The following is a 25,127-nucleotide window of genomic DNA, read 5'->3' as shown; positions in this document are numbered from 1 at the left end:
CGGCGGCGTCATCCGGCGGATCCACGGGCCACGTGTCGCCGAGTCCGAGCGGCCGCACCGCCGCGCGATCACCGTGGGCCGCGGCTCACCAGCGTCCCCGGGCCCGGCAGCGCGCCGCCGAACTGCCCGGCGACCGTCGACAGCGCGAAGCCGCGCTCGCGCAGGCCCCGGATGATCGCCGGGACGGCGTCCACCGTCTCCTGATGCGTGTCGTGCATGAGCACGATGCTGCCGCGGGAGCTCTGCGTGACGGCCCGGTCGACGACGGCATCCACCCCGGGGTCCTCCCAGTCGCGCGTGTCGACGTCCCAGACGATGACGGGCAGGTCGACCAGGTCGCGGACCTTGGCGTTCGACGCACCGTACGGCGGTCGCATGCTCGTGGCACCCGCACCGGTCGCGTTCGCGATCGCCTGCTGCGTCCGCGAGATCTCCTTCTTCACCTCGTCGTCCTCGAGCTTGGTCAGGTTCGGGTGGCGCCAGGTGTGGTTGCCGATCTGGTGGCCGGATGCGACGATCCGCGCGGCGACGTCCGGAGACGTCTGGACGGCCGACCCCTGGACGAAGAACGTGGCCGGCGCGCGCTCACGGTCCAGCAGGTCGAGCAGACCGGGCGTCAGCGACGACGGCCCGTCGTCGAACGTGATCGAGACGCACGGCACGAACGAGCAGTCGACCGGGTCGTCCCCGACGACCGCGTCCGCCGGCGCGTAGTCGCCGCCGGCCGCCGCGCCGGCGAGCGCAGTCCTCCCCTGCTCGGAGAGCATCGGTCCCAGCAGCCGTCCGGGAACGTGGACGGAGGCGACTCGGCCCGCATCCGCGGCGCTCGCCGTCGTGATCACGACGCCCGCCGGCGTGACCGCGGAATCGGCGAGGAGCGCCCGCTGGGCGTCCGCGCCGAGGCCCGCGAACGGATCGTCGCCCGGTTCGATCCGCCCGCCCGCGCGAAGTCCCTCCGCCACGAGCGCGAGCACGCGCGACTCCTGGCCGGCGGCGTACAGACCCGCTCCCCCGAAGACCGCGCCCGTCGCGGCATCCGCGTACCAGACCTCGCGCACGACGGATGGCGCGACGCCGGCCTCCCGCCGGGCCAGGGAGAGCCGCTCGCCCAGCAGCGGGCCGGATGCGACCACGATGGAGCAGTCCACGGTCAGGCTGGCCGCGATCGGCGTCGTGAGCGAGCCACCCCAGCACGCCTCGGCCGCACCGCCCGCGACGAGGTCGACCCCGGGCTGCCACCCGACTCCGCGCTCGCCGACATAGGCGAGCAGCGCCTCCTCGAGCCGCGCGGTCAGCGCCTCGCCGAACTCGGTGACGCCGGGCGGCGTCGCCCACCTCGCGGACGCGGCGAACGTGTCGGTCCGCATGGCGGCGAGCCGCGGCACGAGCGCGCCCGTGCGATCGGGACCGAGTCGCGGCGGGCCCGGGACGACCTGCGGCACCGGGAGCGGTGCCGGCGTCGGCTCCGGTGCTGCTGACGCAGAGCTGGAGGCGTCGGGCTCGCTCGCCGGGCTCGGCCCGGCGATGCCGGCGGGCGAGCAGCCCGTCAGTGCGATCGCGGGGGCCAGGACCGCGATCGCTGCGACGACCGACGCACGCGAATGCGCCGCCTCCCGTCCCCGAGGCATGCGCACACCCTAACCCGATGCACCCGGGATCCGGTGCTTTCGCCCGCATGGCGATGGGCGCGGTGCTCCGGGATCGGATCACCGCGCCCATCGGCGCTTTCGGGGGACGGACCGCTCATCGCGCTCCGGCGATCGGGGACAGGTCGTCGTCGACCCACTCGGTCGGCGGGGTCGCATCGGCGACGGCGTCGGCGTACGCCGAGAGTCGCTCGCCCTGCATCTCCGCCGCAGACGGCGCGGTGCTGCGGGCGACCGCTTCGGCATACTCGGCCAGCCGCTGACCCTGGGCCTCCGCCGCGGTGGTCCGCGGTGCCACCGAGCCCGAGTGCAGCTCGCGCCGTGCGTCGGCGCTCAGCTCACGTGCGGACTGGGGTGCGACGCTCTGCTGCGCCGTTGCGTGGAACTCGCGCAGGGCGTCGGCAGTGAGTCCGTTCGCCGTCTTCGGAGCCGGCGCGCCGGCGTGCATCTCACGGATCGCGTCGGAACCGAATCCGGGCACCGTGTACGGCGCGGGACCCTGCGCGTGGAACTCGCGGACCCCCTCTGCGCTGAGCCCCTGCACCGTGGGTCCCACGGGCGCCTGCGCGTGCATCTCACGGAGCGCCTCAGCGCTGAACCGCGTCACCGACTGCGGCGTCCGGTCGGTCGCCGTGGACAGGATGTCGGCGGAGCCGCGGATGGGCGAGAGGTCATCCTTGACGATGACGTGCCCATGGGCGAAGCCGACGACGGTGGCGCCGCCATCGTCGCGGACCGGCCCCGGTCCGCCCCACGCGGCCGTGCCTGCACCGCCGCCGACGAGGACCGCGAGCGACACGGTGAAGATCACGGGTGCCGCCTTCTTGGTGTTCATGGTTCGTTTCCTTCCCTACCTCTGGGTTTGGCAATCGGGCTATGGCGAAGGTACGAAGACGCGGATGAGGCGGGATCCGGGCCGTCACCCGAAAGACGGGCCGAATATCCTGAGATTCCCTCAGTGCTGTGGTGGACTCGGGCACTCCGGATGGATGACCCTGCAGCAAGCACGCGCGGGTCCGCGCGTTCACGCAACATTCCCGCGTCGGGCCGCAATCAATCGCGAAGGCCCCGCACGTAGCCTTGAAGCGCGCGGCGAATCCCGCCGCGCACCGCCGCCGCAAGGCCCCGAATCCCGAGAACGGAGGTTCCGATGTCACAGAACACCATGACTGCTGCAATCGTTGGCGAACCCGAGGTTCTCGAAGACGAGTCCGGCATCGAGATCACCCCCGAGATCATCGGCCTTGCGAACGGCGTCGAGTCCGACCCCGCGTGGCTCCGTCTCAAGGAGTCGGCGACGCAGCTCCAGTCGCTGCAGGTGAAGGACGGCTCGGTTCCCGAGGAGGGCGACAAGCCCGAGGCATCCGCCCTCGTCGACGCGATGGTCGAGTCGGTCGTGGCGCTCGCGCCGCGGTTCCCGCATGAGGCCGCGTACCTCGACGCCCTGCAGGCCGACTTCCGGAAGTGGCAGGCCGAGGGCCTCGGCGTGCCCGACTTCCTCGACTCGCTCGTGGAGTTCAAGCCGCAGCTGCACCGGGTCGACGGCATCCGCCACCTCGTCGTGTTTCCGATGACCACCCAGAACGGCTCGTCCGACCGGCACGTCGAGGCGCTCGTCGTCGAGACGATCTGGCCCGAGTTCATCGCGCACCTCGAGGCCGACTACGGCAACAAGCTCTTCGTGAGCCTCCGCCTCGTCGACTTCACGCCCGGCTACGACACGAACTCCGCCGTGCTCTTCCCCGAGACGGTCGCGATGCGCGAGATCCCGCCGTTCACGTGGGGTGCGATCTTCCAGGACCGCGAGGCCGCCCGCTACCGCCGGGTCGTCCGCGCGGCATCCGAGATCACCAAGCTCGAGCTGCCCGACGACGCGGCGTCGCTGCTCGACGACCAGGAGCTCGCCGAGCGCACGTTCGTGATGTGGGACATCATCCACGACCGCACGCACATGCGCGGCGACCTGCCGTTCGACCCGTTCATGATCAAGCAGCGCATGCCGTACTTCCTCTACTCGCTCGAGGAGCTCCGCTGCGACCTCACGGCGTTCCGCGAGTCGGTCCGGATCGAGCGGAGCCTGCGCAAGCGGGCCGACGCGGGCGACCAGCTCGACGCGGTCGAGGCCCAGCTGCTCGAGCACGCCAAGCTCGTGCAGTATGCCGTGATCTTCGACCGGATCTTCCGGTTCGCGATCACGGGGTCGCGCGTGCGCAACTACGACGGCCTCGGTGGGCAGCTGCTGTTCGCATGGCTGCACCAGAAGCACGCGCTCGAGTGGACCGACGTGAAGCTCACGTTCGACTGGGATGCGGTGCCCGACGCGGTCGTCGAGCTCGGCGACGCGATCGACGAGCTGTACTGGAAGTCGATCGACCGCCCGAAGGCGGCGCACTGGCTCGCCGCCTACGAGCTCGTGCGCGGCGTGCTGACGCCAAACCCGGCATCGGCGTGGGCCGAAGGCCTCCCCCGCGAGGTGCTCGCGGGCCCGCCGAAGGGCTACACCGACCTCGTGATGGACGACGAGTTCCCGCTGTCCATGTTCTACGAGGCGCTCGACAAGAAGATGAAGCCGGTCATCGAGTCGACGGTCGGGATCACCGCCGCCGACGCCTGACCTCCGACGGCTCGCCCCCACCGAGCCGAGTCACCCCGGGACGGCGGACCCGAGGCATCCGCCCCGCCGCCCGGGGTGACTCGCGTGATGAGAGGATTCCCCGATGACCAGCGCACTGCAGGACAAGGTGGTCGTGATCGCCGGCGCCACGAGCTCGTCGGGCCGCACCGTGGCCCGAGCCCTCGTCGACGCCGGCGCACGCGTCGTCGCGGTCGGCCACCACCAGGGTCGGCTCGACGAACTCGAGGTCGACCTCCCCGGCGTCATCGGCGAGCGCGCCGACCTCACCGACGGCGACGACGTGCTCGAACTCGCGATGCGCGTGCACGCGAAGGTCGGCGACGTCGACGGCGTCGTGCACCTGGTGGGCGGATGGCGCGGCGGCGGCGGCATCGCCGGCCAGACGGATGAGGACTACCGCGTGCTCGAGCGCTCCTTCACGGCGCTGCGCTACGTCAGCCGGGTGTTCTGGGACGACCTCGTCGGCTCCGACGCCGGTCGCGTCGCGATCGTGTCCTCGACGACCGTCGAGAAGCCGACGGCGGGCGGAGCGAACTACACCGCGGTCAAGGCCGCCAGCGAGTCGTGGATGCGCTCCCTGGCCGATGGGTTCTCCAAGTCCGGCTCGCAGGGGGCGGCGGTGACGTTCCGCGTCAAGGCCCTCGACGGGCTGGAGTCGCGGCTCGCCGACGAGGTGGTCGCCCTGTGGGCCATGGATGCCGCGGCATCCGACCTGAACGGACGCGTGACGACGCTCTCGGCGTGACGCGCACCGGCGCGCGCGGCGCCGAACCCGGTTAACAAACCCCCTTCGGACATGCAATCCCCTGTCCGCCGACGCCGGAACCCGCCTATCGTGGCGTCACGCCGGAGCGGTCGGCCCCGTCGCACGGACGGTCGCGACCGCCCGGAGCGGAGGCGGTGACATGACCGGCTGGAACACGGACACACTCGCAGGCACGGCGGGGGCGGGCGCCCTCACGATCGTGGAGGGCACCTCGTTCTGCGTCTCGGGGCCCAACGGAGACATGGTGCCCGAGCTGCCGCACGGCGCCTTCCATCGGGACACGAGGGTCGTCTCGCGCCTGACGCTGCTGGTCGACGGTGCGACCGTCGAGCCGCTGTCGGCGATGACGCCCCACCCCGATCGAGTCGTCATGGTCGGACGGGCCGGCCACATCCCCGGCCGGGCCGACACCCCCTTGCTCGTCGAGCGCGACCGCCGTATCGGCGCCGGGCTGCGCGAGCAGATCACGCTGCGCAGCTACTCGCGCGACGCGATGACGGTCCGCGTCGAACTCGTGCTCGAGGCCGACTTCGCCGACATCTTCGAGGTGAAGGAGGGTCGGGCGGCGCGCCGCCCCCAGGCCCTGCGGGAGTTCGAGCCCGGCCGGTACGGGATCGCGTCGCGCGCAGGGGGCCACCCGGGGCTGATGGTCACGGCCGAGGGGGCGGAGGTCGCGGGCGACCGCATCCGGTTCGACGGCGTGCTCGAGCCACGCGGCACCTGGTCGCGACGCGTGCTCGTCACGCCGCGCGGCGACGACGCGACGGCCACGATCGGACCGGACTCGGAGGCGCATTCGGCCGACCAGCCGACGCGGCGCTTCCTCGCCTGGCAGTCTGCCACGCCCACGTCGTCCCTGCAGGACGACGCGATGGAGCGCGTCATCCGCCAGAGCCAGCGCGACCTCGGCGCGCTGCGGATCTTCGACCCGGCCCATCCGGATCGGCCGGTCATCGCCGCGGGCGTGCCGTGGTTCATGGCGCTGTTCGGCCGCGACTCGCTCCTGACCTCGTGGATGGCACTCCCGCTCGACCCGTCGCTCGCGCTCGGGACGCTGCAGACGCTCGCGGCACTGCAGGGCTCGCGCGAGGTGGCCTCGTCCGAGGAGCAGCCCGGCCGCATCCTGCACGAGGTGCGACTCGGCGCCACCACGAATCTCGCGCTCGGCGGCGGCTCGGTCTACTACGGCACCGCCGACGCCACCCCGCTCTATGTGGTCGTGCTCGGCGAACTGGCGCGCTGGGGTGCGCTGCCCGATGACGCCGACGACCTGTTCGAGGCCGCCGATCGCGCACTCGGGTGGGTCGACGCGTACGGCGACCGCGACGGCGACGGATTCGTCGAGTACGGGCGCCTCAACGACCACGGCCTCGTGAACCAGGGCTGGAAGGACTCGTGGGACGGCATCAACTTCGCCGACGGCACGCTGGCGCAGGCGCCGATCGCCCTGTGCGAGGTACAGGGCTACGTGTACGCCGCCTTCATCGCGCGCGGCACGCTCGCGTGGATGCGCGGCGATGCCGACGGCGCGGCGCACTGGTCCGAGCGCGCGGCAGCGCTGAAGCGCGCCTTCAACGAGAAGTTCTGGCTGCCCGACCGCGGATGGTTCGCCGTCGCGCTCGACCGCGACAAGCGCCCGGTCGACGCGTGCGCGTCCAACATGGGCCACTGCCTGTGGAGCGGCATCGTCGACGACGACAAGGCGGCGGCCGTGGCCGAGCGGCTGCTCTCGCCCGAGATGTTCAGCGGATGGGGCGTCCGCACGCTCGCGTCGGACATGGGCGCGTACAACCCCGCGAGCTACCACAACGGCTCGGTGTGGCCCCATGACAACGCGATCATCGCGGCGGGGCTCATGCGATACGGCTTCGTCGAGGAGGCCAAGCGGATCGTCGCCGGGCTGTTCGAGGCCGCGGCGCACTACGGCGGCCGGCTGCCCGAGCTGTTCTGCGGATTCGACCGCGCGCAGTACCCCGAACCGGTCGCCTACCCGGCGTCCTGCTCGCCGCAGGCGTGGGCGGCGGCCACGCCGCTGTCCCTCCTGCGCACCACGCTGCGGTTCGATCCGTCGATGCCGACGCGTGACGTCTGGGTGGCTCCGACCTCGCTGGGCGACTTCGGCGACATCCACCTTCGCAACGTGCCGTTCGCGGGCAAGCGCATCTCGATCGACACGTCCCGCAACGGCACGAAGGTCATGGGGCTTCCGGCCGACGTGACGCTCCACCACGAACCGAGCCCGCTGGCAACCGTCCCCACCGGAAGGATCGCATCATGAGGATCGGCATCATCGCACCGCCCTGGATCCCCATCCCGCCGGATGGATACGGTGGAATCGAGTCGTTCATCGACACCGTCGCGTGCGCACTGGAGGAGCTGGGCCACGACGTGCGGTTGGCGGCATCCTCCGACAGCACGTCCCCGGTGACCCGCCTGCCGGGCTTCGAACCGTCCGATGCGGCGAAGATGGGCGTCACCGCGCACGAGCTCCAGCACCTGCTGCGCGCCTTCGCCGCACTCGACGACGTCGACGTGATCCTCGACAACACGCTCGCCGGCCCGATCCTCGCGCGCTTCGCCACGGAGGTGCCGGTCGTCACGGTCGCGCACGGCCCGCTGATCCCGCTCGAGCAGGAGCTCTACCTCGCGGGTTCGCCGGATGTCTCGTACGTCGCGATCTCTGCGAATCAGGCGTCTCACGCGGGCGACGTGCCGATCGCGCGCGTGATCCACCACGGCATCGGAGTCGATCCCATCCCGGTGGGGCCGGGCGGGGACGCTGCGTGCTTCGTGGGCCGGATGAGCCCGACGAAGGGCATCCCCGAGGCGATCGAGGCGGCCGCGGCGGCCGGCATCCCTCTTCGGATCGCGGCGAAGATGCAGGAGCCGGCCGAGGAGGAGTACTTCGACGAGGCCGTGCGACCCATCCTCGGCTCGAACGCCGAGTACGTCGGCGAGTTGTCCGCCGAGGAGAAGTACGACCTGATGGGGAACTCGCTCGCGCTGCTCAACCCGATCCAGTGGGACGAGCCGTTCGGGCTGGTCATGATCGAGGCGCTCGCGGCCGGGACGCCGGTGGTCGCGACGCCGCGGGGCTCCGTCCCGGAGATCGTGGAGGAGGGCCGGACGGGCTTCGTGCGCTCCGACCGCGACGAGCTGGCGGCCGCGCTGGCGCAGGCGGCATCGCTGGACCGCGACGCCTGCCGCGCGGCCGCGGAGGACCGGTTCACCGCTCGGCGGATGGCCGAGGACTACGTCGCGCTCTTCCACGACCTGCTGCGCGAGCGCCGGGGACCGGATCGAGCGGGTGCCTCCCGGCCGGCGGCCGTGACGCTGCCACCGGAGGCACCGGGCCGCGGCACGTCCGCTCCGTGACGAGTGGCCTCAGCTCGCCGCCGGCGGCATCGCGGAGTCGGCGGCGGGCTCGTCGCCCGTCGTGCCGGCTCCGGCGCCGGCGACGTCGCGCCGGGTGTCAGCGGGGTCGCGCTCCGCGCGGCTGAGCAGCACGAACGGCACGGCGAACGCCTGGATGACCCCGCTCCAGAGCAGCGAGAACCCGTAGCCGCCGAGGTCGGCGGCACGTCCGAGGACGGGCTGGATCGCGGCCCCGCCCGCGCTGCCGAGCAGCGAGTCGAACGAGAGCACGGTGGCCCGCTGCTTCGAGGGGATCATGTCGTTGAGGTAGGCCCGATGCACGGGGTCGTCGATCGAGGAGGCGATGCCCCAGACCGCGATCATCGCGACCGCCACCCAGAAGTTCGCGGTCACCGCGAGGGCCACGAGCCCGAGCGCGCTCGAGATCGCGGCGACCAGGATGACCGACGTGCGCTTGCGGAACCGGCGACGGACGTGGGGTGCGAGCAACCCGCCGATGATGCCGGCGCCCGAGAGCAGCGCCGCAGCCAGTCCTGCGACGGAGTAGGCGTCCTCGTCGCCCCAGAGCTCGAGCAGGTACGGCTGCAGCGCGTAGAAGGCGTAGATCGTGACGCCCATCGTGAACGGCGTCGTCAGCATCAGCCAGCGCACCGGCCGGTTGCCGAGCCCGTAGCGCACGGAGGCGCGGAGCACGTTGCGCGTGGCGGCGATCGGCCCGGCACCCCGCTCGGGCGTGAAGCCGAGGTCGCGCATGAGGATCGCGGCGACGACGAACATGATCAGCAGGATCCCCGCCCTGACCAGGAACGGGACGCCCAGGTTCGTCAGCTGGGCGATGACGCCGCCGAGCACCGACCCGCCGAGCATCGCGACGTTGCCGACGATCACCGCGCGACCGAACACCGTCTCGAGGCTGCCGCGGTAGCCCGTCGCATGCAGGGCATCGACCAGCCAGGCGTCGACGGCGCCGGAGAAGAAGGTGAAGCCGAGGCCGAGCAACACCGACACGACCGCCCACGCCCAGAACGGCGACTGCCAGACCCAGAGCAGCCAGTACAGCGCGGTCGTGACCGCGAGCGTGATGGTGCCGAGCAGGTACGAGGCCCGGCGACCGAGCGTGTCGGCGACGACGCCGGTCGGGATCTCGAACACGAACATGCCGAGGCTGAAGAACGCGTTGGCGGCGAAGGCCTCGAGGTTGGTCAGCCCGGCGTCGAGGAGGAAGAGCGTGTTGATGCCCCAGATGAACGAGGCGGCGAGCGTGTTGCCGAGCATGAGCGTGTAGTACGTGCCCTGGACGCGCCTGGCCGCCCGCCCTCCGCCGTCGGCGGCGGGGGCGGTCATGCGCGATTCCGCGGATGGCCCATCGGTCCATCATGCTCCACGCCGCCTCGCCGGTACAGGGCGAGCGGATGCCTCGGACGTTTCCCACCGCCCTTCCGGGCTTTTGTCGTGGAAAGTGAAAAGCCGCGCATATCAGTCACGCTTTTGCTTGACCTCAACGAGACAAATGCCGTAGCCTCCGAAAAAGTTCGTGGATGCCAACTCACGAGCAACGGCGCTCGGGTCCAGACCCTCGCGCCGTCCCTACAAGAAAACGGTTCAGTGCAAGGGAGCATCATGGATGAACTGACGGAACAGGCCGAGCACGACGCCCGCGTCCTCGGGCGCAGCCTCGGCCTGACGCGCCGGCAACTGCTGGCGGCCACGACGGGTATGGCCGCCGCTGCCGCGGTCGGGCTCGCCGGCGGCCACACGCACGCCCACGCGGCCCCCGCGGCTGCGGCAGGGGCGGCGGCCGGCACCGGGGTGCTGGTGCCGCCCGGCAAGCGGGGCATCATCCTCTACACGGTGCGCGACGCGGTCGGCCGCAACCCGCTCACGAGCGATCTCCCCTCGGGTTTCAAGGAGGTCCTGACGGAGCTGGCGCGCATCGGGTACAAGCAGATCGAGTTCGCGGGCTACGGGCAGAACGCCAACTCCGAGGGCGGCGCGAACCTCGGCACTCCCGAGGGCGCGCAGCTGTTGCGCACCTGGCTCGACGCCAACGGGCTCGAGGCCGAGGGCAACCACGGCAGCATCCCGTCGGTGATCAACGACACCACGCTCGCCCAGTTCGACGCCGCCTGCGAGGTTGCCAACATCCTCGGGTTCGGCCACATCGGCACCGGCAGCGACCCGACGGGCAGCTCGTACCTCGCCGACTGGCAGGCCGCGGCCGAGCGCTGGAACATCCTCGGCGAGCGCGCCGCCACGCACGGCCTGAAGCTGTACACGCACAACCACGACGCGGCGTACAACTTCCTGCTCGACAGCGGCCCGCTCGACGAGCAGGGCCGTCCGACCCGCTCGAGCGGCGTTCGTCGACTCGAGTGGTTCCTGCAGAACACCGACCCGAACTACGTCTACCTCGAGATGGACATCTACTGGGCGCACGTCGCGCAGCACCGCTTCCAGAGCTACACGGCGCCCGACGGCTCCGTGGTCGCCGACTGGTTCGACCCGGCGGGCCTCGTGGCCGAGCAGACCACCCGGTTCCCGCTGTTCCACGCGAAGGACGGCGCCCTGCGTCCCGACCTCGCCGCCGGCTACTCGATCGTGCCCTTCGGCGCGGGCGACATCGACTTCACCACGTTCTTCCAGCGGATCGGGGCGAAGGGCTACCACAACTCGATGTACGAGCAGGACAACGCGTCGTCGGTCAACTCGCTGGGCGTGAACGCGCCGTCGCCCTCGCTGTCGCTGGAGAACTCCGCGTACAGCTACGGCAACCTGGCCGCCCTGCGCGGCTGACGCAAGACCCCGGGCCGCGCGGCGCCTTACCCCGCGCGGCCCGGCACCACATGGATCCCGCCGAACCTCCTTCCATCCGACTGGAGACATCCATGCACATCGCACGTTCACGCCTCGCGGCGCTCGTGATCGGAGCCGCGGTCGCGGCCTCGATCGTCGTCGCGGGGCCTGCCTCCGCCCATGAGGGCCATGACCACGGAGACGAGGTCGCGGCCACCACGTGGGCCAACTACGAGCGCGTCAGGCTCGCCGGCACCAGCGGGGTCGGCGAGCCGATCGACCTCGCCGTCCTCCCCGACTCCCGGGTGCTGCACACGACACGGGCCGGCCAGGTGCGCCTGACCGACCCGTCGCAGGGCACCACCACGGTCATCAACACCATCGACGTCTACAGCAACTCCGAGGACGGCCTGCAGACCGTCACGCTCGACCCGGACTTCGAGGAGAACGGCTGGGTCTACCTCTACTACGCGCCCCGCGAGATGGACGCGCCGTACCCCGCCACCACGCCCGCAGGCTCCGCGCCGAACACGCTGCCGGCCGGCGCCGACGCGTCGTACTGGGACCAGTGGAAGGGCTACAACCAGCTCAGCCGCTTCAAGTGGGATGCCGAGGCGAGCGCGCTCGACCTCTCGACCGAGCAGGTCATCATCAAGGTCGAGGTCCAGCGCGGGCAGTGCTGCCACGTCGCGGGCGACGTCGCCTTCGACAACGACGGCAACGTCCTGCTCTCCACCGGTGACAACACGCCCGCCGGCACGCCCGGCGCGAACGGCTACGCGCCCATGAACGACCGGGCCGGCTACAACCCCGGCTTCGACGCACGACGCGGCTCGAGCAACACGAACGACCTCCGCGGCAAGATCATCCGGATCGACGTCCAGGAGGACGGCAGCTACACGATCCCCGCGGGCAACCTGTTCGCGCCGGGCACGGCCGACGCCCGTCCGGAGATCTTCGCGATGGGCCTGCGCAACCCGTTCCGCATGGACTTCGACCCCGAGACCGGCGCGGTCACATGGGGCGACTACGGCCCCGACGCGGGCACGGCGAATGTCGACCGCGGCCCGATGGGCTACGTCGAGTGGCAGTCGACCACCGTTCCCGTGAACGGCGGGTGGCCCCTCTGCCACGGTCCCAACGCGGAGTACAGCAACTGGGACTACGAGACGCTGACGGTGCGCAACTGGTACGACTGCGACGCGCCGGTCAACCCGTCGCCCTACAACACGGGCCTGCAGCAGCTGCCGGCCGCGACCGAGCCGCAGATCTGGTACGGAGACCGTCCCGAGCACCAGCCGTGGCCCGAGTTCGGCTCCGGTGGCCAGGCGCCCATGGGCGGCCCGACCTACCGCTACGACGAGGAGAACGAGTCGGCGACGAAGTTCCCGGCGTACTGGGACGGCAAGGCCTTCATGGGCGAGTTCTCGCGCGACCGCATCTTCGCGTTCTCGCAGGACGACCCCGACGGCCCCGTCACGAAGATCGAGGACTTCCTCCCGAACGCGGCGCTGACCGCGGCCGGCATGCCGATCTGGGACAACGTCATGGACATGGAGTTCGGTCCGGACGGTTCGCTCTACGTGCTCGACTACGGCGACGGCTTCTTCCGGCCGAACCCCGACGCGGGGCTCTACCGCGTCGATTACGTCGAGGGCACCAAGGGTCCGCGCGTCGTGCTGTCGGCGGACGTCACGTCCGGCGAGGGACCCCTCGAGGTCGAATTCGACGCATCCGAATCGACGCACCCCGACGAGCTCGCGTTGAGCTTCGCGTGGGACTTCGAGGGCGACGGAACCTTCACCGAGGGTGACGCGGTCGCGTCGCACACGTTCACCGAGGACGGTCAGTACCAGGCCCGCGTGCGGGTCACGGACTCGAGCGGTCGCGTGAGCCTCGCGTCCGTCACCGTCACCGTGGGCAACACGGCGCCGATCGTCGAGATCGTCGCGCCCGCCAACGGCGCGTTCACCGACTGGGGCGACAAGGTCGCCTTCGAGGTGAAGGTCACCGACCCCGACGAGACGATCGACTGCAGCCGCGTGCTGTGGAGCTACGGCCTCGGCCACGACAACACGCACACGCACCCGCTGTTCACGGGCACAGGCTGCACCGCCACGATCGAGACCGCCCTCGAGGCCGGTCACGGTGAGACCGAGAACATCTACGCCCAGATCGGTGCCTCCTACACCGACGCCGGCACCGACACCGCCCCGGCCCTCTCCGGTGACGACGTCGCGTTGCTCAACCCGCGCGCACTGCAGGCCGAGCACAACGACGCTCGCGACGGCGACGTGACGGTCGTGGACGACGAGTCGGCGGAGGGCTTCCGCTACCTCGGCGGCCTCGACGCGGGCGAGTCGATCGCCTACGACCCGGTGGAGCTCGGCGGCATCACGGGCGTGGAGCTCCGCGCCAAGGGCGAGGGCACCGTCACGCTCACCTGGGCCGACGCCGACGGCGAGCAGCTCGCCGAGTTCGACGTCGACTCCGCCGAGTGGCAGGATGTCGCGGTGCCGCTCACGGTGATCCCCGAGGGCACCGGACGGGTCGTCGTGACCTCGACGGGCGGCGTGGACCTCGACCAGTTCGAGTTCACGTCCTCGGTCAGCGACATCCGCTCGCTGCTCGGCGCACTGAAGGACGACGGCCGCATCACCCGCGGCGTCGAGGCGTCCTTCGGCGACGTGCTCGCAGAGGTCGACGCGGCCCTCGCCGCCGGTGACACCGCGACCGCCACTGCCCGTCTCGAGTTCCTCGTGACGCAGGTGCCGAACCGGATCCGCACCGACGCCGACGCCGCCGCGCTCGTGATCCGGGCAGCTGAGGCGGTGATCGCGAACCTGTAGCAGAACCCGCGGCTCCGAACCCCGAGCCGTGACCAGCCGGTGCGGTCGGAAAACGACCTTGGCGGGATCCGCCGGCCGCACCAAGAACGGGACGGGCCGTGCTCCTCGGGGAGCACGGCCCGTCTCCATGTGCACCGCGTTCCAACTGCCCGGCGAGGTCGGCGACCATTAGCCTTCGAGCATGGTGCGCTTCCTCGTGATCGTGGTGATCTCGCTCGTCATGTCCGCGGTCGGGCTGCTGCTCGCGGCCTGGCTGCTCCCCGACTTCCACCTCGACACCGGCGGGTTCCTCGTCGCGGTCATCGTGTTCACGCTCGCCCAGGCCCTGCTCGCTCCGCTCGCGACCAGGCTCGCACGCCGGCACGCCTCGGCGATCCTCGGCGGCATCGGCCTGGTCTCGACGTTCCTCGCGCTGCTCATCGCCTCGCTCTTCCCCGGCGGCATCCGGATCGACGACGTGATGGCGTGGGTGCTGGCCACGCTGCTGCTGTGGGTGGTGACGGCGCTGGGCACGTGGCTCATCCCGCTGCTCGTCTTCCGCAAGCGCCGCTCCGACCGCGCGACCGCGTGAACCGTCGGGGTTGACGTACACCGTCACCCGGCGTAGCGTAAGCACATCATTAATTAAGGAGTTGCTTACGTGAAGGCGGCCGACGACGAGCTCAGCCGGGTGTTCCAGGCACTGGCCGACCCCACGCGGCGGGCCATCCTGTCCCGGCTGCACGCCGGGCCGGCCACCGTCGGCGCCCTGGCGGAGCCCTTCGAGATGAGTCGTCCCGCGATCTCGCAGCACCTCAACGTGCTCGAGCGCGCAGGCCTCATCGAGCGGACCGCCACGGCGCAGTGGCGCACGTGCTCATTGCGGACCGAGCCTCTCGACGAGGCATCCGCCTGGGTCGAGCGGCACCGCGGTGAGTGGAACGAGCGGTTCGACCTGCTCGATGCGCAGCTCCGCAGGATGAAAGGGCAGGACCCATGAACGAGCGAACGGATGACGCGCAGTTCACCATCACCCGCATCTTCGACGCCCCGCGCAGCTTGGTCTGGCGCGCGTGGACCGAGTCGGCGGACGCCGCCGAGTGGTGGCATCCGCGCGGCATCGAGATCAAGGACGGCAGCGTCGCGGTCGACGTCCGCCCGGGCGGACGGTACGCGTACACGATGGTGAACCCCGCCGACGGCGCCGAGTACCCGACGGTCGGCGTCTATCGCGAGGTCGATCCGCCGAAGCGGCTCGTCTTCACCTGGGCGTCCCCGGGCGATCCGGATGACACCGCACCCGTCATCACGGTCGACCTGCGCGAGCTCCCGGACGACCGCACCGAGATGCTGTTCCACCTTCGCGGCGTCGCCGGTCAGCCCGGTGACGAGGACGTGTACGACGGCTGGGACTCCGCGTTCGACCTGCTCGGCGAGCAGCTCACGACCCGCGCACACTGATGGGCCGGCTCATCGTCGAGCAGATCGTCTCGGCTGACGGGTATGCGGCCGATTCCGAGGGCGGCATCGAGTTCTTCGAGGTGTCGCCCGAGGTCGGCGGCGACCCGGAGTCGGGCGTGGGCCCGATCGATCGCGAGCAGCTCGCGTGGCTCGAGGGGGTCGATGCGATCCTCCTCGGCGCCACCACGTATCGCATGTTCGCGGAGTACTGGCCGACGGCCGATGTCCGGCAGGAGCCGGTCGCCGAGCCGATCGCACGGCTCCCGAAGCACGTCGTCTCGAACTCGCTCGAGCGGGTGCCGTGGGGCGAGGGCGAGATCGAGGTGCTGCGGGGGGATGCCGCGGCCTCCGTCGCGCGGCTGAAGGAACGGTTCGAGGCGATCGTGCTCTGGGGCAGCCTGCAGCTCGCCGACGCCCTGTTCGAGGCCGGGCTCGTCGACGAGCTGCGGCTGCGGATCGTGCCGGTGCTCATCGGCGCGGGGCGCTCCTTCACGCCGGCCGGACTGGGGCAGCGCGCGCTCGAGCTCGACCATGCGGTGACGCATCCGTCGGGGCACGTGAGCCTGCACTACCGGCTGCGGTAGCCGCCGCAGCCGGCGATCGGCGGCCGGCGGTTGAGCGCCTACCGACGGGGCTCGGACGCGACCTTGTCGACGTCGGACGGCTCCTCGGGAGCGACGGACTCGGTAGTGCCCGCATACTCCGCCGACAGCAGCCGATAGGACTTCGTGGTGAACGCGAGGAGCGCGAGCGCCACCATGATCAGCCCCGAGAAGAGGAAGATGAGCGCGATCCCCCGCGCATCGCCATCCCCGAGCAGCCAACCCCACGCCGCCTGCCCCTCGTCCGACTCCATGTAGGGGATGATCCAGAACTGGGCGATCGGCGCGATGAGGAAGGACGTGATCGGCGCGGCGGCCGCCTCGACCGCGGCGGCGAACCCGAAGACGCGCCCCTGGCGTCGGAACGGCACGACCTTCTGGATCACGGTCTGCTCGGACGCCTCGACGACGGGGATGACCGACATGTAGAGGAAGATGCCGACGGCGTAGAGCCACCACCACTCGCGGATCGTGAAGACCGCGCCGAGCACGCCCATGCCGACCACCACGAGCAGCATGGTGCGGATCGGGTTGCGCCCGAGGCCGAACTTCGCGATCGCGATGCCGCCGATGATGAATCCCGTCGACGTCACGCCGAGCACGATGCCCCACACCTCGACCGGGAACAGCGTGAGCCCGTACGGGTCCATGAGCGCCATGTAGACGCCGCCGATGAGGTTGTTCAGGCAGGCGAAGATGATGAGGCCGAACAGGCCGGGCGCCTGTCGGATGGCGGCGATGCTGCCGCGCACGTCGACGATCGGCTGGCGCCCGCCCTCGACCTTCGGCTGCGCCTCGGGGATCCGGAGGAACAGCAGGTGCACGAGTGCGACCAGCGTGAGCGCGACGGCGATGGCGAGCGTCCAGCCCATGCCGAGCAGGCCGATCGCGAGCCCGCTGAAGACGCTGGTCACGATGAACGCGAGGCCCTGGACGGTGCCGACCATGCCGTTCGCGTTCGCGTGCCGGTCGACCGGCACGAGCAGCGTCACCGTCGTCGACAGCGCGATGTTGCGCATGTGCTCCACGACCGAGCCGAACAGGATGACGCCGGAGAACACCCAGAACCACGGACCCCCGAGGTCGACCAGCGCCGACTCGGGTTGGAGCAGGTAGACCACCCCTGCCACGAGGAACGATCCGAGCGTGACGATGCTCGAGAAGACCATCACCTGGAGCTTGCGGTGCCGGTCGACGATCGTGCCGAACAGCATCGCGAGGAACGCGATGAGCAGCATGTACGCGCCGCCGATGATGCCGGTCGCCAGCACCGAGCGCGTCTCGAGGTACACCCAGAAGGTCAGGGCGAACCACAGGAAGCTCGTCGTGACGTTCGCGATCATCGTGTTCGCGAGCAGCTGGATGAAGATCCGCATGCCGTTCGGCGGCGGTTGGACGTCGGTGCCGGGCGCGCTGTCGCCGGCGTTCGGGAGCTCGGCCATGCTGGCGAGGCTAGACCGAACCACCGACATCCGGAACCCGCGGAAGCGACGACGACGTCGCCGATCATCCCCCATGGGGCGGATGCCGCACGGCGGGAGCCGCGTTAACGTGGCCGTATGCTCCGCCCCGCGCCCGCATCGCCGCCCGTCATCGACGGGGTCGAGTGGGTACGCCCCGGGCCGACGTCCGAGCAGGTTCGCAACGACGCGGTCCTCGCGGCGGTCCTGACCGCCGCGACCGCGGCCAGCGTCGTCCTCTACCGGTCGACGGGCTACGGGTCCGGCGTGGACTGGTGGTGGGCGGCCCTGTGGGTCGCGGGCATCGCGCTGCCCCTCGCGGCTCGTCGGATGGTTCCCGAGCTCGTCGCCCTCGTCGTCGCGGCCGTCTTCATGGCGGGCGGCATCGCGGGAGTCGGCGAGCTGCTCTTCTGCAACATCACGCTCTTCATCGCGATGTACTCGGTCGGGGCATGGTCTCGCAGCCGCGTGCGATCCCTCATCGTCCGGGCCGTGATCGTGCTCGCGATGTTCACGTGGCTCATCTGGTCACTGCTCTACTCGTCGGCCGTCCAGGACTACCTGCCCGAGCTGGGTCGCGACGCCGACGGCCCGTTGTCGCCGTACGTGGCGTATGGGCTCATCAACGTGGTCACCAACCTGCTCTACTTCGGCGGCGCTTGGTACTTCGGCGACAGCGCCTACCGCTCGGCGCGCGCTCGCGCCGAGCTCGAGCAGCGCACCGCCGAGCTCGCCGCCGAGCGGGAGCGGTTGCGGGCGCAGGCGGTCGCGCTGGAGCGCATGCGCATCGCGCGCGAGCTGCACGACTCGGTCGCGCATCACGTCTCCGTCATGGGAGTGCAGGCCGGCGCAGCGCGGCGCGTGCTCGAACGGGATCCGCAGGCCGCGGCATCCGCGCTGTCGTCGATCGAGCAGAGCGCGCGCGACGCCGTCGACGAGCTGCGACGCACCGTGGTCGCGCTGCGGACGCCCGGCGCCGACACGGGCCCGATCGACGTGGGATCCGACGGCGGGGCGGATGCCGCGGCGAGCACGCTGCGCATCGCGCAGGTGTCCGAGCTCGTCGACGAGGCGCGCGCCGCCGAGCTCCCGATCGACTTCACGGTCGTCGGCGAGCCCCGGGAGGTCACGCCGTTGGTCGACCTCGCCGTGTACCGCATCGCGCAGGAGGCGCTGACCAATGTGCGCAAGCACGCGGGCCGGGGCGCGCGGGCCGACGTTCGCCTGCGCTGGCTCGACGACGCGATCGAGCTCGAGGTCGCCGACACCGGGCTGGGCGAGCGCGCGACCACGGGCTCCGCGCCCGGCGGCCTCGGGCAGGTGGGGATGCGCGAGCGCGTGGCCGCCGCGGGCGGAACGCTCGAGCTCGGTCCGCGCACCCGCGGCGGGTACCTCGTGCGGGCGCGCATCCCGTATCGGAGCGGACGGCGGTGAGCGCCATCCGCGTGCTCGTCGTCGACGACCAGGCGCTCGTGCGGGCGGGGTTCCGCACCATCCTCGATTCGGAGCCCGGCATCGACGTCGTCGGTGAGGCGGCCGACGGCGCGACGGCGGTCGAGGCGGTGGCGGCGCTCCGACCCGACGTGGTGTGCATGGACGTGCAGATGCCGGGTGTCGACGGCCTCGAGGCCACGCGTCGGATCCTGTCGCACGCGGTGGACGGCCCGGCCGTGCTCATGCTGACCACGTTCGATCGGGAGGACTACCTGTTCGCCGCACTCGGGGCGGGCGCGAGCGGATTCCTGCTGAAGAACTCGAGCCCCGAGCAGCTCATCGACGCGGTCCAGGTGGTGGCGCGCGGCGACGCCCTGCTCTCGCCCGACGTCACCCGTCGGGTGATCGAAGCGGCCGTGCCGGGGCGACTGGGCGCCGAGGCGACCGCGCCCTCCCCGCCCGCTCCCGGGCTGGCGGACCTCACCGACCGCGAGCGCGAGGTGCTCGTGCTACTCGCCGAGGGGCTCTCGAACGCCGAGATCGCCGCGCGCATCTGGGTCGGCGAGGCGACCGTCAAGACGCACGTCTCGAAGGTGCTCATGAAGCTCGGCCTCCGAGACCGGGTGCACGCCGTCGTCTACGCGTACGAGCACGGCGTCGTGCAGCCCGGCCGCTGACCGGCCTCCACCTCGCGGTCTCCCCCTCGGGGCGGATGCGTCGCGGTCCGCGCGTTCGTAGCGTGGGCCCATGCTCGAACTCAGCCACCTCACCAAGCGATACGGCGACCGCCTCGCGCTCGACGACGTGTCGTTCACGGTCGGCGCCGGACGACTCACCGGCTTCGTCGGCGGGAACGGCGCCGGCAAGACCACGACCATGCGGATCGCGCTCGGGGTGCTCGCCGCAGACAGCGGGTCCGTCACCGTCGACGGGCGGCCGGTCGTGGCCGACGATCGCCGTCGCTTCGGCTACATGCCCGAGGAACGCGGCCTCTACCCGAAGATGAAGGTACTCGAGCAGACGGTGTACCTCGCCCGGCTGCACGGCTGGACTCCTGCGGCCGCCCGCCGGAACGCGACCGACCTGCTCGAGCGGCTCGGGCTCGGCGAGCGGCTCGAGGACACCGTCGAATCGCTGTCGCTCGGCAACCAGCAGCGCGCGCAGATCGCGGCCGCCCTCGTCCACCGCCCCGACGTGCTCGTGCTCGACGAGCCGTTCTCGGGGCTCGACCCCATGGCCGTCGAGACGGTGCAGGCCGTGCTGGCGGATGCCGCGGCATCCGGTGCGCCCGTGCTGTTCTCGTCGCACCAGCTCGACGTGGTCGAGCGCATCTGCGACGACCTCGTGATCATCGCCGACGGCCGCATCCGCGCGGCCGGCTCGGCCGACGACCTGCGCGAACAGCACGGATCGGACCGATGGGAACTGCTCATCTCGGGCGACGCCGGATGGCTGCGCGACCGGCCGGGGATCCGCGTCGACGAGTTCGACGGCGGTTGGGCGGTGTTCGAGGCCGAAACGGATGGCGCGCGTCATGCCGTGCTCGCGGAGGCGGTCGCTCGCGGCGATGTCGTCACGTTCACCCGCGAGCACACCACGCTCGCCCAGATCTTCAGGGAGGTCGTGCGATGAGCACGTCGAAGGACCAGGTGCGGGCGGATGGGGCCGAACGGCACGAGCCCGGCTTCGTGCAGACCGTCGGACTCGTCGCCGGCCGCGAGATCATGTCGCGCCTGCGGTCGAAGGCGTTCCTCATCTCGACCGCGGTGCTGATGCTCGCGGTACTCGCCTCGGTGATCGTGCCGAGCCTGCTCGCGAGCGACGAGGACGAGCGCGTCGCGGTCGTCGGATCCGCCGCGCAGGCGGTCGACGAGGCGGACGGGCTCGAGCCGGTTCCCGTCTCCGATCGAGCCGAGGGTGAGTCGCTGCTGCGGGAGGGCGAGGTCGACGCGGTCGTCGTCCCCGAGGCATCCGGCCCGCTCGAGGTCACCGTGATCGGGCTCGACTCACCGCCCGAGGCGGTCGTGTCGGCGCTGTCGGTCTCGCCGGCGGTCGAGCTGCTCGAGCCGGCGGCCGTCGACCCGCAGCTCGCCTACCTCGTGGCCTTCGGGTTCGGCATCGCGTTCTTCATGGCCGCGATCACGTTCGGCTCGACGATCGCGTCATCCGTCGTCGAGGAGAAGCAGACCCGCATCGTCGAGATCCTCCTGTCGACCATGTCGGCCAAGGCGCTGCTGACGGGCAAGGTCGTCGGCAACACCGTGATGGCATTCGGGCAGATCATCGCGATCGCGGCGCTCGCGCTCATCGGCCTCACGGCGACGGGCGAACGCGTGCTGCTCGGCGGCCTCGGTCCGTCGGTCGCCTGGTTCGCAGTGTTCTTCCTGGTCGGGTTCGTGATGCTGGCGGCGCTGTTCGCCGCTGCCGCATCGATGGTCTCGCGCGCCGAGGACATCGGCTCGACCACGACGCCGGTCACGATGCTCGTGATGGTGCCGTACTTCCTGATCGTCTTCTTCTTCGACGACCCGACCGTGCTCGCGATCATGAGTTACGTGCCCTTCTCGGCGCCGGTCGGCATGCCCGTGCGGGTGTTCCTCGGGCAGGCCGAGTGGTGGGAGCCGTTCGTCTCGCTCGCGATCCTCGCGGCGACGACGGTCGCCGCCGTGCTCGTGGGCGAACGCATCTACCGCAACTCGCTGCTCCGGATGGGTGGCCGGGTGCGCGTCGCCGACGCGCTGCGGGGTTAGGGTCGAGCGCCGTCGGGCGAAGCCCCGAGCGTCGGAGGCGGCCGGTCGGTCAGCGCCCCTGCTGCACGACGACCGTGTCGTCGCCGCGCGCGCCGGGGTCGGCCCCGGCCGAGGTGACCGGCGCGGTGCAGGCGACGAGCAGGAACACCGCGCCGACGCACAACGCGAATCCTGCGACGTAGGGGAGGAGCGAGGCGGACGAATCGTGCATGACCCCCACGCTCGTCGTCGTGCCGTCGGACGGTCAACCCCTTGCGCACCGGGTTCACGAGCCGTTCACCGCGAACCCGGTGGGCCGTCGTCTGGAAGAATCATCCGGTGACCCACGAGTTCCAGCCCCTGCACGACGCTGCCATCCGCGGCTTCGCCTCCGACAACTACTCCGGCGTGCACCCCGAGGTGCTCGCCGCGATCGCCGCCGCCAACGGCGGACACCAGATCGCGTACGGCGACGACGCGTACACCGAGCACCTCCACGAGGTGTTCGCGCGCCACTTCGGCGATCCGGTCGAGGTGTACCCGGTGTTCAACGGCACGGGGGCGAACGTCACGGCACTGCAGTCGATGCTGCCGCGATGGGGAGCCGTGATCTCGGCGTCGACCGCCCACATCAACGTCGACGAGGGCGGAGCGCCCGAGCGCGTCGGCGGCATCAAGCTGCTCACAGTGCCGACCGACGACGGCAAGCTCACCCCCGATCTCGTCGATCGCGAGGCGTGGGGCTGGGGCGACGAGCACCGCGCACAGCCGCTCGTCGTGTCGATCACGCAGACCACCGAGCTCGGCACCGCCTACTCGGTCGACGAGATCCGGGCGCTCGCCGACCACGCGCACGAGCGCGGAATGCGCCTGCACATGGACGGCGCGCGCCTCTCGAACGCCGCGGCATCCCTCGGCCTGCCGCTGCACGCGTTCACGCGCGACGCCGGCGTCGACGTGCTGAGCTTCGGCGGCACCAAGAACGGCGCGCTGCTCGGCGAGGCGATCGTGGTGCTCGACCCCGAGGCATCCGCGGGCCTCAAGTACCTGCGCAAGCTCAACATGCAGCTCTCGTCGAAGATGCGGTTCGTGTCGGCGCAGCTCATCGCGCTGCTCGACGGCGACCTCTACCTGCGCAACGCCTCGCACTCGAACGCCATGGCGCGCCGCCTGCGCGACGCGCTCGACGCCGGCATCAGGGCGGGCGAGCTGCCCGGCCTGTCGTTCACGCAGGCGACCCAGTCGAACGGCGTGTTCGCGGTGCTGCCCGCCGGCGTCGCCGACCGCCTGCGCGACCGCGGGTTCAAGTTCTACGACTGGGATGCCGCGCGCAACGAGGTGCGCTGGATGTGCTCGTTCGACACGACCGAGGCCGACATCGACGCGTTCGTCGCCGGGATCCGCGAGGAGCTCGCGCGCGTCGCGGGGGCGTAACCGGGCGTCACGCGCTCGGAATACTCCGAGGAAGCATGCGTTGCAATGGATCGGGCCGACGGCGTCCCCGACCAGCACCATCCACGAAAGGCACGCTCATGACCCTCCTCGACCTCGCCTCGCGCCACGCCGACACCGACGCCCCGCTCATCACCCCGCTCGTGGAGCGGTGGAGCCCCCGCGCCTACGACCCCGCCGCCGTGCTGTCCGACGACGACGTCCGCACCCTGCTCGAGGCCGCGCGCTGGGCGCCGTCGGCGAACAACGTGCAGCCGTGGCGCTTCATCGTCGCCCGGCGCGGCACCGAGTCGTTCACGACGATCCACGACGCGCTCATGGGCTTCAACCAGGCGTGGGCCGACTCGGCCGCCGCGCTCATCGTCAACATCGCGGAGGTCGCCGACGAGGCGGGCACGCCCCGCCCCTGGGCGAAGTACGACCTCGGCCAGGCCGTCGCCCACCTCTCGGTGCAGGCCCAGCACGACGGTCTGCACACCCACCAGATGGGCGGGTTCGACGCCGCTCGCCTCGCGTCGGAGTTCGGACTGGCCGAGGGCCTCGAGGTCGTCTCGATCACCGCAGTCGGCAAGGTCGGCGACGCGTCGGCGCTGCCCGAGCCGCTCCGCGAGCGCGAGGTCGCTCCGCGCAGCCGCAAGCCGCTCGACGAGCTGGTGATCACTGCGGCGTAGGCGCTCCGTCTCCCCGACACACCCCAGCACAGCCCGCCCCCACCCCGGCAGCGGCCCGCGGTGTCCGATTCGGATGCCGCGGGCCGCTGCCGTACGCTCGCGCGACGCTCGCCTACGGACGCAGCAGCACCTTGGTCGCTCGCCGCTCGTCCATCGCCGCATAGGCCTCGGCGGCCTGCGACAGCGGAAGCTCGAGGTCGAAGACCCGACCCGGTCGGATGGCGCCCGAGCGGACGTCGGGCAGCAGTTCCTCGATGTACCCGCGCACCGGCGCGACGCCGCCGTTCACGCCGACGTTCCGATTGAACATCTGCCGGACGGGCAGTTCGGGACCCCCGTTGGGGACGCCGACGAAGCCGACCATGCCGCCAGGGCGCGCCGAGCGCAGCGCCTGGTCCATCGACTCCTTCGTGCCCACGCACTCGAGCACGCGGTCGGCGCCGATGCCGTCGGTCAGCTCCTGCACGCGCGCCACGCCCTCGTCGGCGCGTTCCTCGACGACGTGCGTCGCGCCGAACTCGCGCGCGAGCGCCTGCCGGTCGGCGTGGCGGGACATCGCGATGATCGTGGTCGCGCCGAGCCGCTTGGCGGCGATGATCGCGCAGAGCCCGACCGCGCCATCCCCGACGACCGCGACCGAGTCACCGGGCTGCACGCCGGCCGACACCGCCGCGTGATGGCCCGTGCCCATCACGTCCGAGAGCGTGAGCAGCCCGGGGATCTCGTCGTCGCCCACCGGGCCGGGCACGACCGCGAGCGTCCCGTCGGCCAGCGGTACGCGCACGCGCTCGCCCTGCGCGCCGTCGGCGAAGCCGCCCGAGCGGTCGGAGCCGCCCCACCAGCTGCCCTGCAGGCACGACGTGCTCACGCCGTTGCGGCAGTTCACGCACGTGCCGTCGCACACGTAGAACGGGGCGATCACGAAATCGCCCTCCTTGACGAGCTCGACCTCGGCCCCGACGGATTCGACGACGCCGACGAACTCGTGCCCGATGCGGTGGGCGGCGTCGGTGGGGGTGATGCCGCGATACGGCCACAGGTCGGAGCCGCACACGCAGGCGGCGACCACCCGCACGATCGCGTCGGCGCCGCTGCCCGAGAGCTCGGGGTCGGGTACCTCCTCGACGCGGATGTCACGGGCAGCGTGGATCACGGTGGCGAGCATGAGTGCGAGCCTACGCGGGCGGCGCGCGAACGGGGGGTACCTGCCTGCGGACGCGGGGCGTAGCGTCCGAGCCAACCCGAGCATCCCTCATATCACATCGCGGGATGGGA

At 71.3% G+C, this 25,127-nt stretch carries 22 protein-coding genes; 16 read left to right on the top strand and 6 right to left on the bottom strand.

Annotated features, from left to right (window positions below; genetic code table 11):
• Nucleotides 1-68: 68 nt before the first annotated feature.
• Together ACFQ58_RS03255 and ACFQ58_RS03250 are read right to left on the bottom strand one after the other, a co-directional pair.
• Nucleotides 69-1,628 (bottom strand): polysaccharide deacetylase family protein, encoded by a 1,560-nt coding sequence (locus ACFQ58_RS03255; protein WP_376949488.1) that lies wholly within the window; start codon nt 1,626-1,628, stop codon nt 69-71.
• A gap of 115 nt (nt 1,629-1,743) precedes the next feature.
• Nucleotides 1,744-2,481: a hypothetical protein gene (locus ACFQ58_RS03250; RefSeq protein ID WP_376949486.1), complete on the bottom strand. Its 738-nt coding sequence runs from the start codon at nt 2,479-2,481 to the stop codon at nt 1,744-1,746.
• 315 nt (nt 2,482-2,796) lie between these two features.
• Between ACFQ58_RS03250 and ACFQ58_RS03245 the strand changes: the two genes are divergently transcribed.
• From ACFQ58_RS03245 to ACFQ58_RS03230, 4 genes are all read left to right on the top strand, one after another.
• Nucleotides 2,797-4,260: a DUF6421 family protein gene (locus ACFQ58_RS03245; protein WP_376949484.1), complete on the top strand. Its 1,464-nt coding sequence runs from the start codon at nt 2,797-2,799 to the stop codon at nt 4,258-4,260.
• A 103-nt stretch (nt 4,261-4,363) separates the two neighbouring features.
• The gene (locus ACFQ58_RS03240; RefSeq protein ID WP_376949482.1) at nt 4,364-5,026 is read left to right on the top strand and encodes an SDR family NAD(P)-dependent oxidoreductase; all 663 of its coding nucleotides are present in this window, start codon (nt 4,364-4,366) and stop codon (nt 5,024-5,026) included.
• 160 nt (nt 5,027-5,186) lie between these two features.
• Nucleotides 5,187-7,325, top strand: a complete 2,139-nt coding sequence (locus ACFQ58_RS03235; RefSeq protein WP_376949480.1) for a glycogen debranching N-terminal domain-containing protein — start codon at nt 5,187-5,189, stop codon at nt 7,323-7,325.
• Nucleotides 7,322-8,422, top strand: coding sequence for a glycosyltransferase (locus ACFQ58_RS03230; protein ID WP_376949478.1), 1,101 nt, complete (start codon nt 7,322-7,324; stop codon nt 8,420-8,422). The genes ACFQ58_RS03235 and ACFQ58_RS03230 overlap by 4 nt, the downstream gene beginning before the upstream one ends.
• A 9-nt stretch (nt 8,423-8,431) precedes the next feature.
• On the opposite strand, the gene ACFQ58_RS03225 is transcribed toward ACFQ58_RS03230, so the two are convergent.
• Complete coding sequence (locus ACFQ58_RS03225) at nt 8,432-9,766, bottom strand: MFS transporter (protein ID WP_376949476.1); 1,335 nt, start codon at nt 9,764-9,766, stop codon at nt 8,432-8,434.
• A 276-nt stretch (nt 9,767-10,042) separates the two neighbouring features.
• Between ACFQ58_RS03225 and ACFQ58_RS03220 the strand changes: the two genes are divergently transcribed.
• From ACFQ58_RS03220 to ACFQ58_RS03195, 6 genes are all read left to right on the top strand, one after another.
• Entirely contained in the window at nt 10,043-11,215 is a 1,173-nt protein-coding gene (locus ACFQ58_RS03220) for a sugar phosphate isomerase/epimerase family protein (protein WP_376949474.1), read from the top strand.
• A 92-nt stretch (nt 11,216-11,307) separates the two neighbouring features.
• The gene (locus ACFQ58_RS03215) at nt 11,308-14,064 is read left to right on the top strand and encodes a PQQ-dependent sugar dehydrogenase (RefSeq protein ID WP_376949472.1); all 2,757 of its coding nucleotides are present in this window, start codon (nt 11,308-11,310) and stop codon (nt 14,062-14,064) included.
• 181 nt (nt 14,065-14,245) lie between these two features.
• On the top strand, nt 14,246-14,635 hold the full coding sequence (locus ACFQ58_RS03210) for a phage holin family protein (RefSeq protein ID WP_376949470.1): 390 nt from the start codon (nt 14,246-14,248) through the stop codon (nt 14,633-14,635).
• 69 nt (nt 14,636-14,704) lie between these two features.
• Nucleotides 14,705-15,043 (top strand): ArsR/SmtB family transcription factor, encoded by a 339-nt coding sequence (locus ACFQ58_RS03205; protein ID WP_376949468.1) that lies wholly within the window; start codon nt 14,705-14,707, stop codon nt 15,041-15,043.
• Nucleotides 15,040-15,504, top strand: a complete 465-nt coding sequence (locus ACFQ58_RS03200; RefSeq protein ID WP_376949466.1) for an SRPBCC domain-containing protein — start codon at nt 15,040-15,042, stop codon at nt 15,502-15,504. The genes ACFQ58_RS03205 and ACFQ58_RS03200 overlap by 4 nt, the downstream gene beginning before the upstream one ends.
• On the top strand, nt 15,504-16,088 hold the full coding sequence (locus ACFQ58_RS03195; RefSeq protein ID WP_376949464.1) for a dihydrofolate reductase family protein: 585 nt from the start codon (nt 15,504-15,506) through the stop codon (nt 16,086-16,088). The genes ACFQ58_RS03200 and ACFQ58_RS03195 overlap by 1 nt, the downstream gene beginning before the upstream one ends.
• Before the next feature lie 38 nt (nt 16,089-16,126).
• On the opposite strand, the gene ACFQ58_RS03190 is transcribed toward ACFQ58_RS03195, so the two are convergent.
• Nucleotides 16,127-17,482, bottom strand: a complete 1,356-nt coding sequence (locus tag ACFQ58_RS03190; RefSeq protein ID WP_376950329.1) for an MFS transporter — start codon at nt 17,480-17,482, stop codon at nt 16,127-16,129.
• Nucleotides 17,483-17,665: 183 nt separating this feature from the next.
• Between ACFQ58_RS03190 and ACFQ58_RS03185 the strand changes: the two genes are divergently transcribed.
• From ACFQ58_RS03185 to ACFQ58_RS03170, 4 genes are all read left to right on the top strand, one after another.
• Nucleotides 17,666-19,000: a sensor histidine kinase gene (locus ACFQ58_RS03185; RefSeq protein WP_376949462.1), complete on the top strand. Its 1,335-nt coding sequence runs from the start codon at nt 17,666-17,668 to the stop codon at nt 18,998-19,000.
• Entirely contained in the window at nt 18,997-19,677 is a 681-nt protein-coding gene (locus ACFQ58_RS03180) for a response regulator (protein WP_376949460.1), read from the top strand. Before ACFQ58_RS03185 ends, ACFQ58_RS03180 begins: the two co-directional genes overlap by 4 nt.
• Before the next feature lie 70 nt (nt 19,678-19,747).
• Entirely contained in the window at nt 19,748-20,632 is an 885-nt protein-coding gene (locus tag ACFQ58_RS03175) for an ABC transporter ATP-binding protein (RefSeq protein ID WP_376949458.1), read from the top strand.
• Nucleotides 20,629-21,750 (top strand): ABC transporter permease, encoded by a 1,122-nt coding sequence (locus ACFQ58_RS03170; protein ID WP_376949456.1) that lies wholly within the window; start codon nt 20,629-20,631, stop codon nt 21,748-21,750. Before ACFQ58_RS03175 ends, ACFQ58_RS03170 begins: the two co-directional genes overlap by 4 nt.
• A gap of 49 nt (nt 21,751-21,799) precedes the next feature.
• On the opposite strand, the gene ACFQ58_RS03165 is transcribed toward ACFQ58_RS03170, so the two are convergent.
• On the bottom strand, nt 21,800-21,961 hold the full coding sequence (locus tag ACFQ58_RS03165; RefSeq protein WP_376949454.1) for a hypothetical protein: 162 nt from the start codon (nt 21,959-21,961) through the stop codon (nt 21,800-21,802).
• A 107-nt stretch (nt 21,962-22,068) separates the two neighbouring features.
• On the opposite strand from ACFQ58_RS03165, the gene ACFQ58_RS03160 reads away from it, so the two are divergent.
• Entirely contained in the window at nt 22,069-23,163 is a 1,095-nt protein-coding gene (locus tag ACFQ58_RS03160; RefSeq protein WP_376949452.1) for a threonine aldolase family protein, read from the top strand.
• A 98-nt stretch (nt 23,164-23,261) separates the two neighbouring features.
• Entirely contained in the window at nt 23,262-23,852 is a 591-nt protein-coding gene (locus ACFQ58_RS03155; RefSeq protein WP_376949450.1) for a nitroreductase family protein, read from the top strand.
• A 112-nt stretch (nt 23,853-23,964) separates the two neighbouring features.
• Here the strand turns inward: ACFQ58_RS03155 and ACFQ58_RS03150 are convergent, their stop codons facing one another.
• Nucleotides 23,965-25,017 (bottom strand): zinc-dependent alcohol dehydrogenase family protein, encoded by a 1,053-nt coding sequence (locus ACFQ58_RS03150; protein ID WP_376949448.1) that lies wholly within the window; start codon nt 25,015-25,017, stop codon nt 23,965-23,967.
• Between the last annotated feature and the right edge of the window lie 110 nt (nt 25,018-25,127).

This window comes from Agromyces sp. NPDC056523 (genome assembly GCF_042794545.1).
GTDB lineage: Bacteria > Actinomycetota > Actinomycetes > Actinomycetales > Microbacteriaceae > Agromyces.
This window is presented reverse-complemented; position numbering and strand designations above follow the sequence as displayed.

Coding starts and splice junctions, on each gene's coding strand:
- ACFQ58_RS03225 (WP_376949476.1), bottom strand. CDS start 9,766: ATGACCGCCCCCGCCGCCGACGGCGGAGGGCGGGCGGCCAGGCGCGTC.
- ACFQ58_RS03245 (WP_376949484.1), top strand. CDS start 2,797: ATGTCACAGAACACCATGACTGCTGCAATCGTTGGCGAACCCGAGGTT.
- ACFQ58_RS03230 (WP_376949478.1), top strand. CDS start 7,322: ATGAGGATCGGCATCATCGCACCGCCCTGGATCCCCATCCCGCCGGAT.
- ACFQ58_RS03185 (WP_376949462.1), top strand. CDS start 17,666: ATGCTCCGCCCCGCGCCCGCATCGCCGCCCGTCATCGACGGGGTCGAG.
- ACFQ58_RS03255 (WP_376949488.1), bottom strand. CDS start 1,628: ATGCCTCGGGGACGGGAGGCGGCGCATTCGCGTGCGTCGGTCGTCGCA.
- ACFQ58_RS03190 (WP_376950329.1), bottom strand. CDS start 17,482: ATGCGGATCTTCATCCAGCTGCTCGCGAACACGATGATCGCGAACGTC.
- ACFQ58_RS03195 (WP_376949464.1), top strand. CDS start 15,504: ATGGGCCGGCTCATCGTCGAGCAGATCGTCTCGGCTGACGGGTATGCG.
- ACFQ58_RS03170 (WP_376949456.1), top strand. CDS start 20,629: ATGAGCACGTCGAAGGACCAGGTGCGGGCGGATGGGGCCGAACGGCAC.
- ACFQ58_RS03250 (WP_376949486.1), bottom strand. CDS start 2,481: ATGAACACCAAGAAGGCGGCACCCGTGATCTTCACCGTGTCGCTCGCG.
- ACFQ58_RS03220 (WP_376949474.1), top strand. CDS start 10,043: ATGGATGAACTGACGGAACAGGCCGAGCACGACGCCCGCGTCCTCGGG.
- ACFQ58_RS03240 (WP_376949482.1), top strand. CDS start 4,364: ATGACCAGCGCACTGCAGGACAAGGTGGTCGTGATCGCCGGCGCCACG.
- ACFQ58_RS03155 (WP_376949450.1), top strand. CDS start 23,262: ATGACCCTCCTCGACCTCGCCTCGCGCCACGCCGACACCGACGCCCCG.
- ACFQ58_RS03200 (WP_376949466.1), top strand. CDS start 15,040: ATGAACGAGCGAACGGATGACGCGCAGTTCACCATCACCCGCATCTTC.
- ACFQ58_RS03215 (WP_376949472.1), top strand. CDS start 11,308: ATGCACATCGCACGTTCACGCCTCGCGGCGCTCGTGATCGGAGCCGCG.
- ACFQ58_RS03210 (WP_376949470.1), top strand. CDS start 14,246: ATGGTGCGCTTCCTCGTGATCGTGGTGATCTCGCTCGTCATGTCCGCG.
- ACFQ58_RS03150 (WP_376949448.1), bottom strand. CDS start 25,017: ATGCTCGCCACCGTGATCCACGCTGCCCGTGACATCCGCGTCGAGGAG.
- ACFQ58_RS03175 (WP_376949458.1), top strand. CDS start 19,748: ATGCTCGAACTCAGCCACCTCACCAAGCGATACGGCGACCGCCTCGCG.
- ACFQ58_RS03235 (WP_376949480.1), top strand. CDS start 5,187: ATGACCGGCTGGAACACGGACACACTCGCAGGCACGGCGGGGGCGGGC.
- ACFQ58_RS03165 (WP_376949454.1), bottom strand. CDS start 21,961: ATGCACGATTCGTCCGCCTCGCTCCTCCCCTACGTCGCAGGATTCGCG.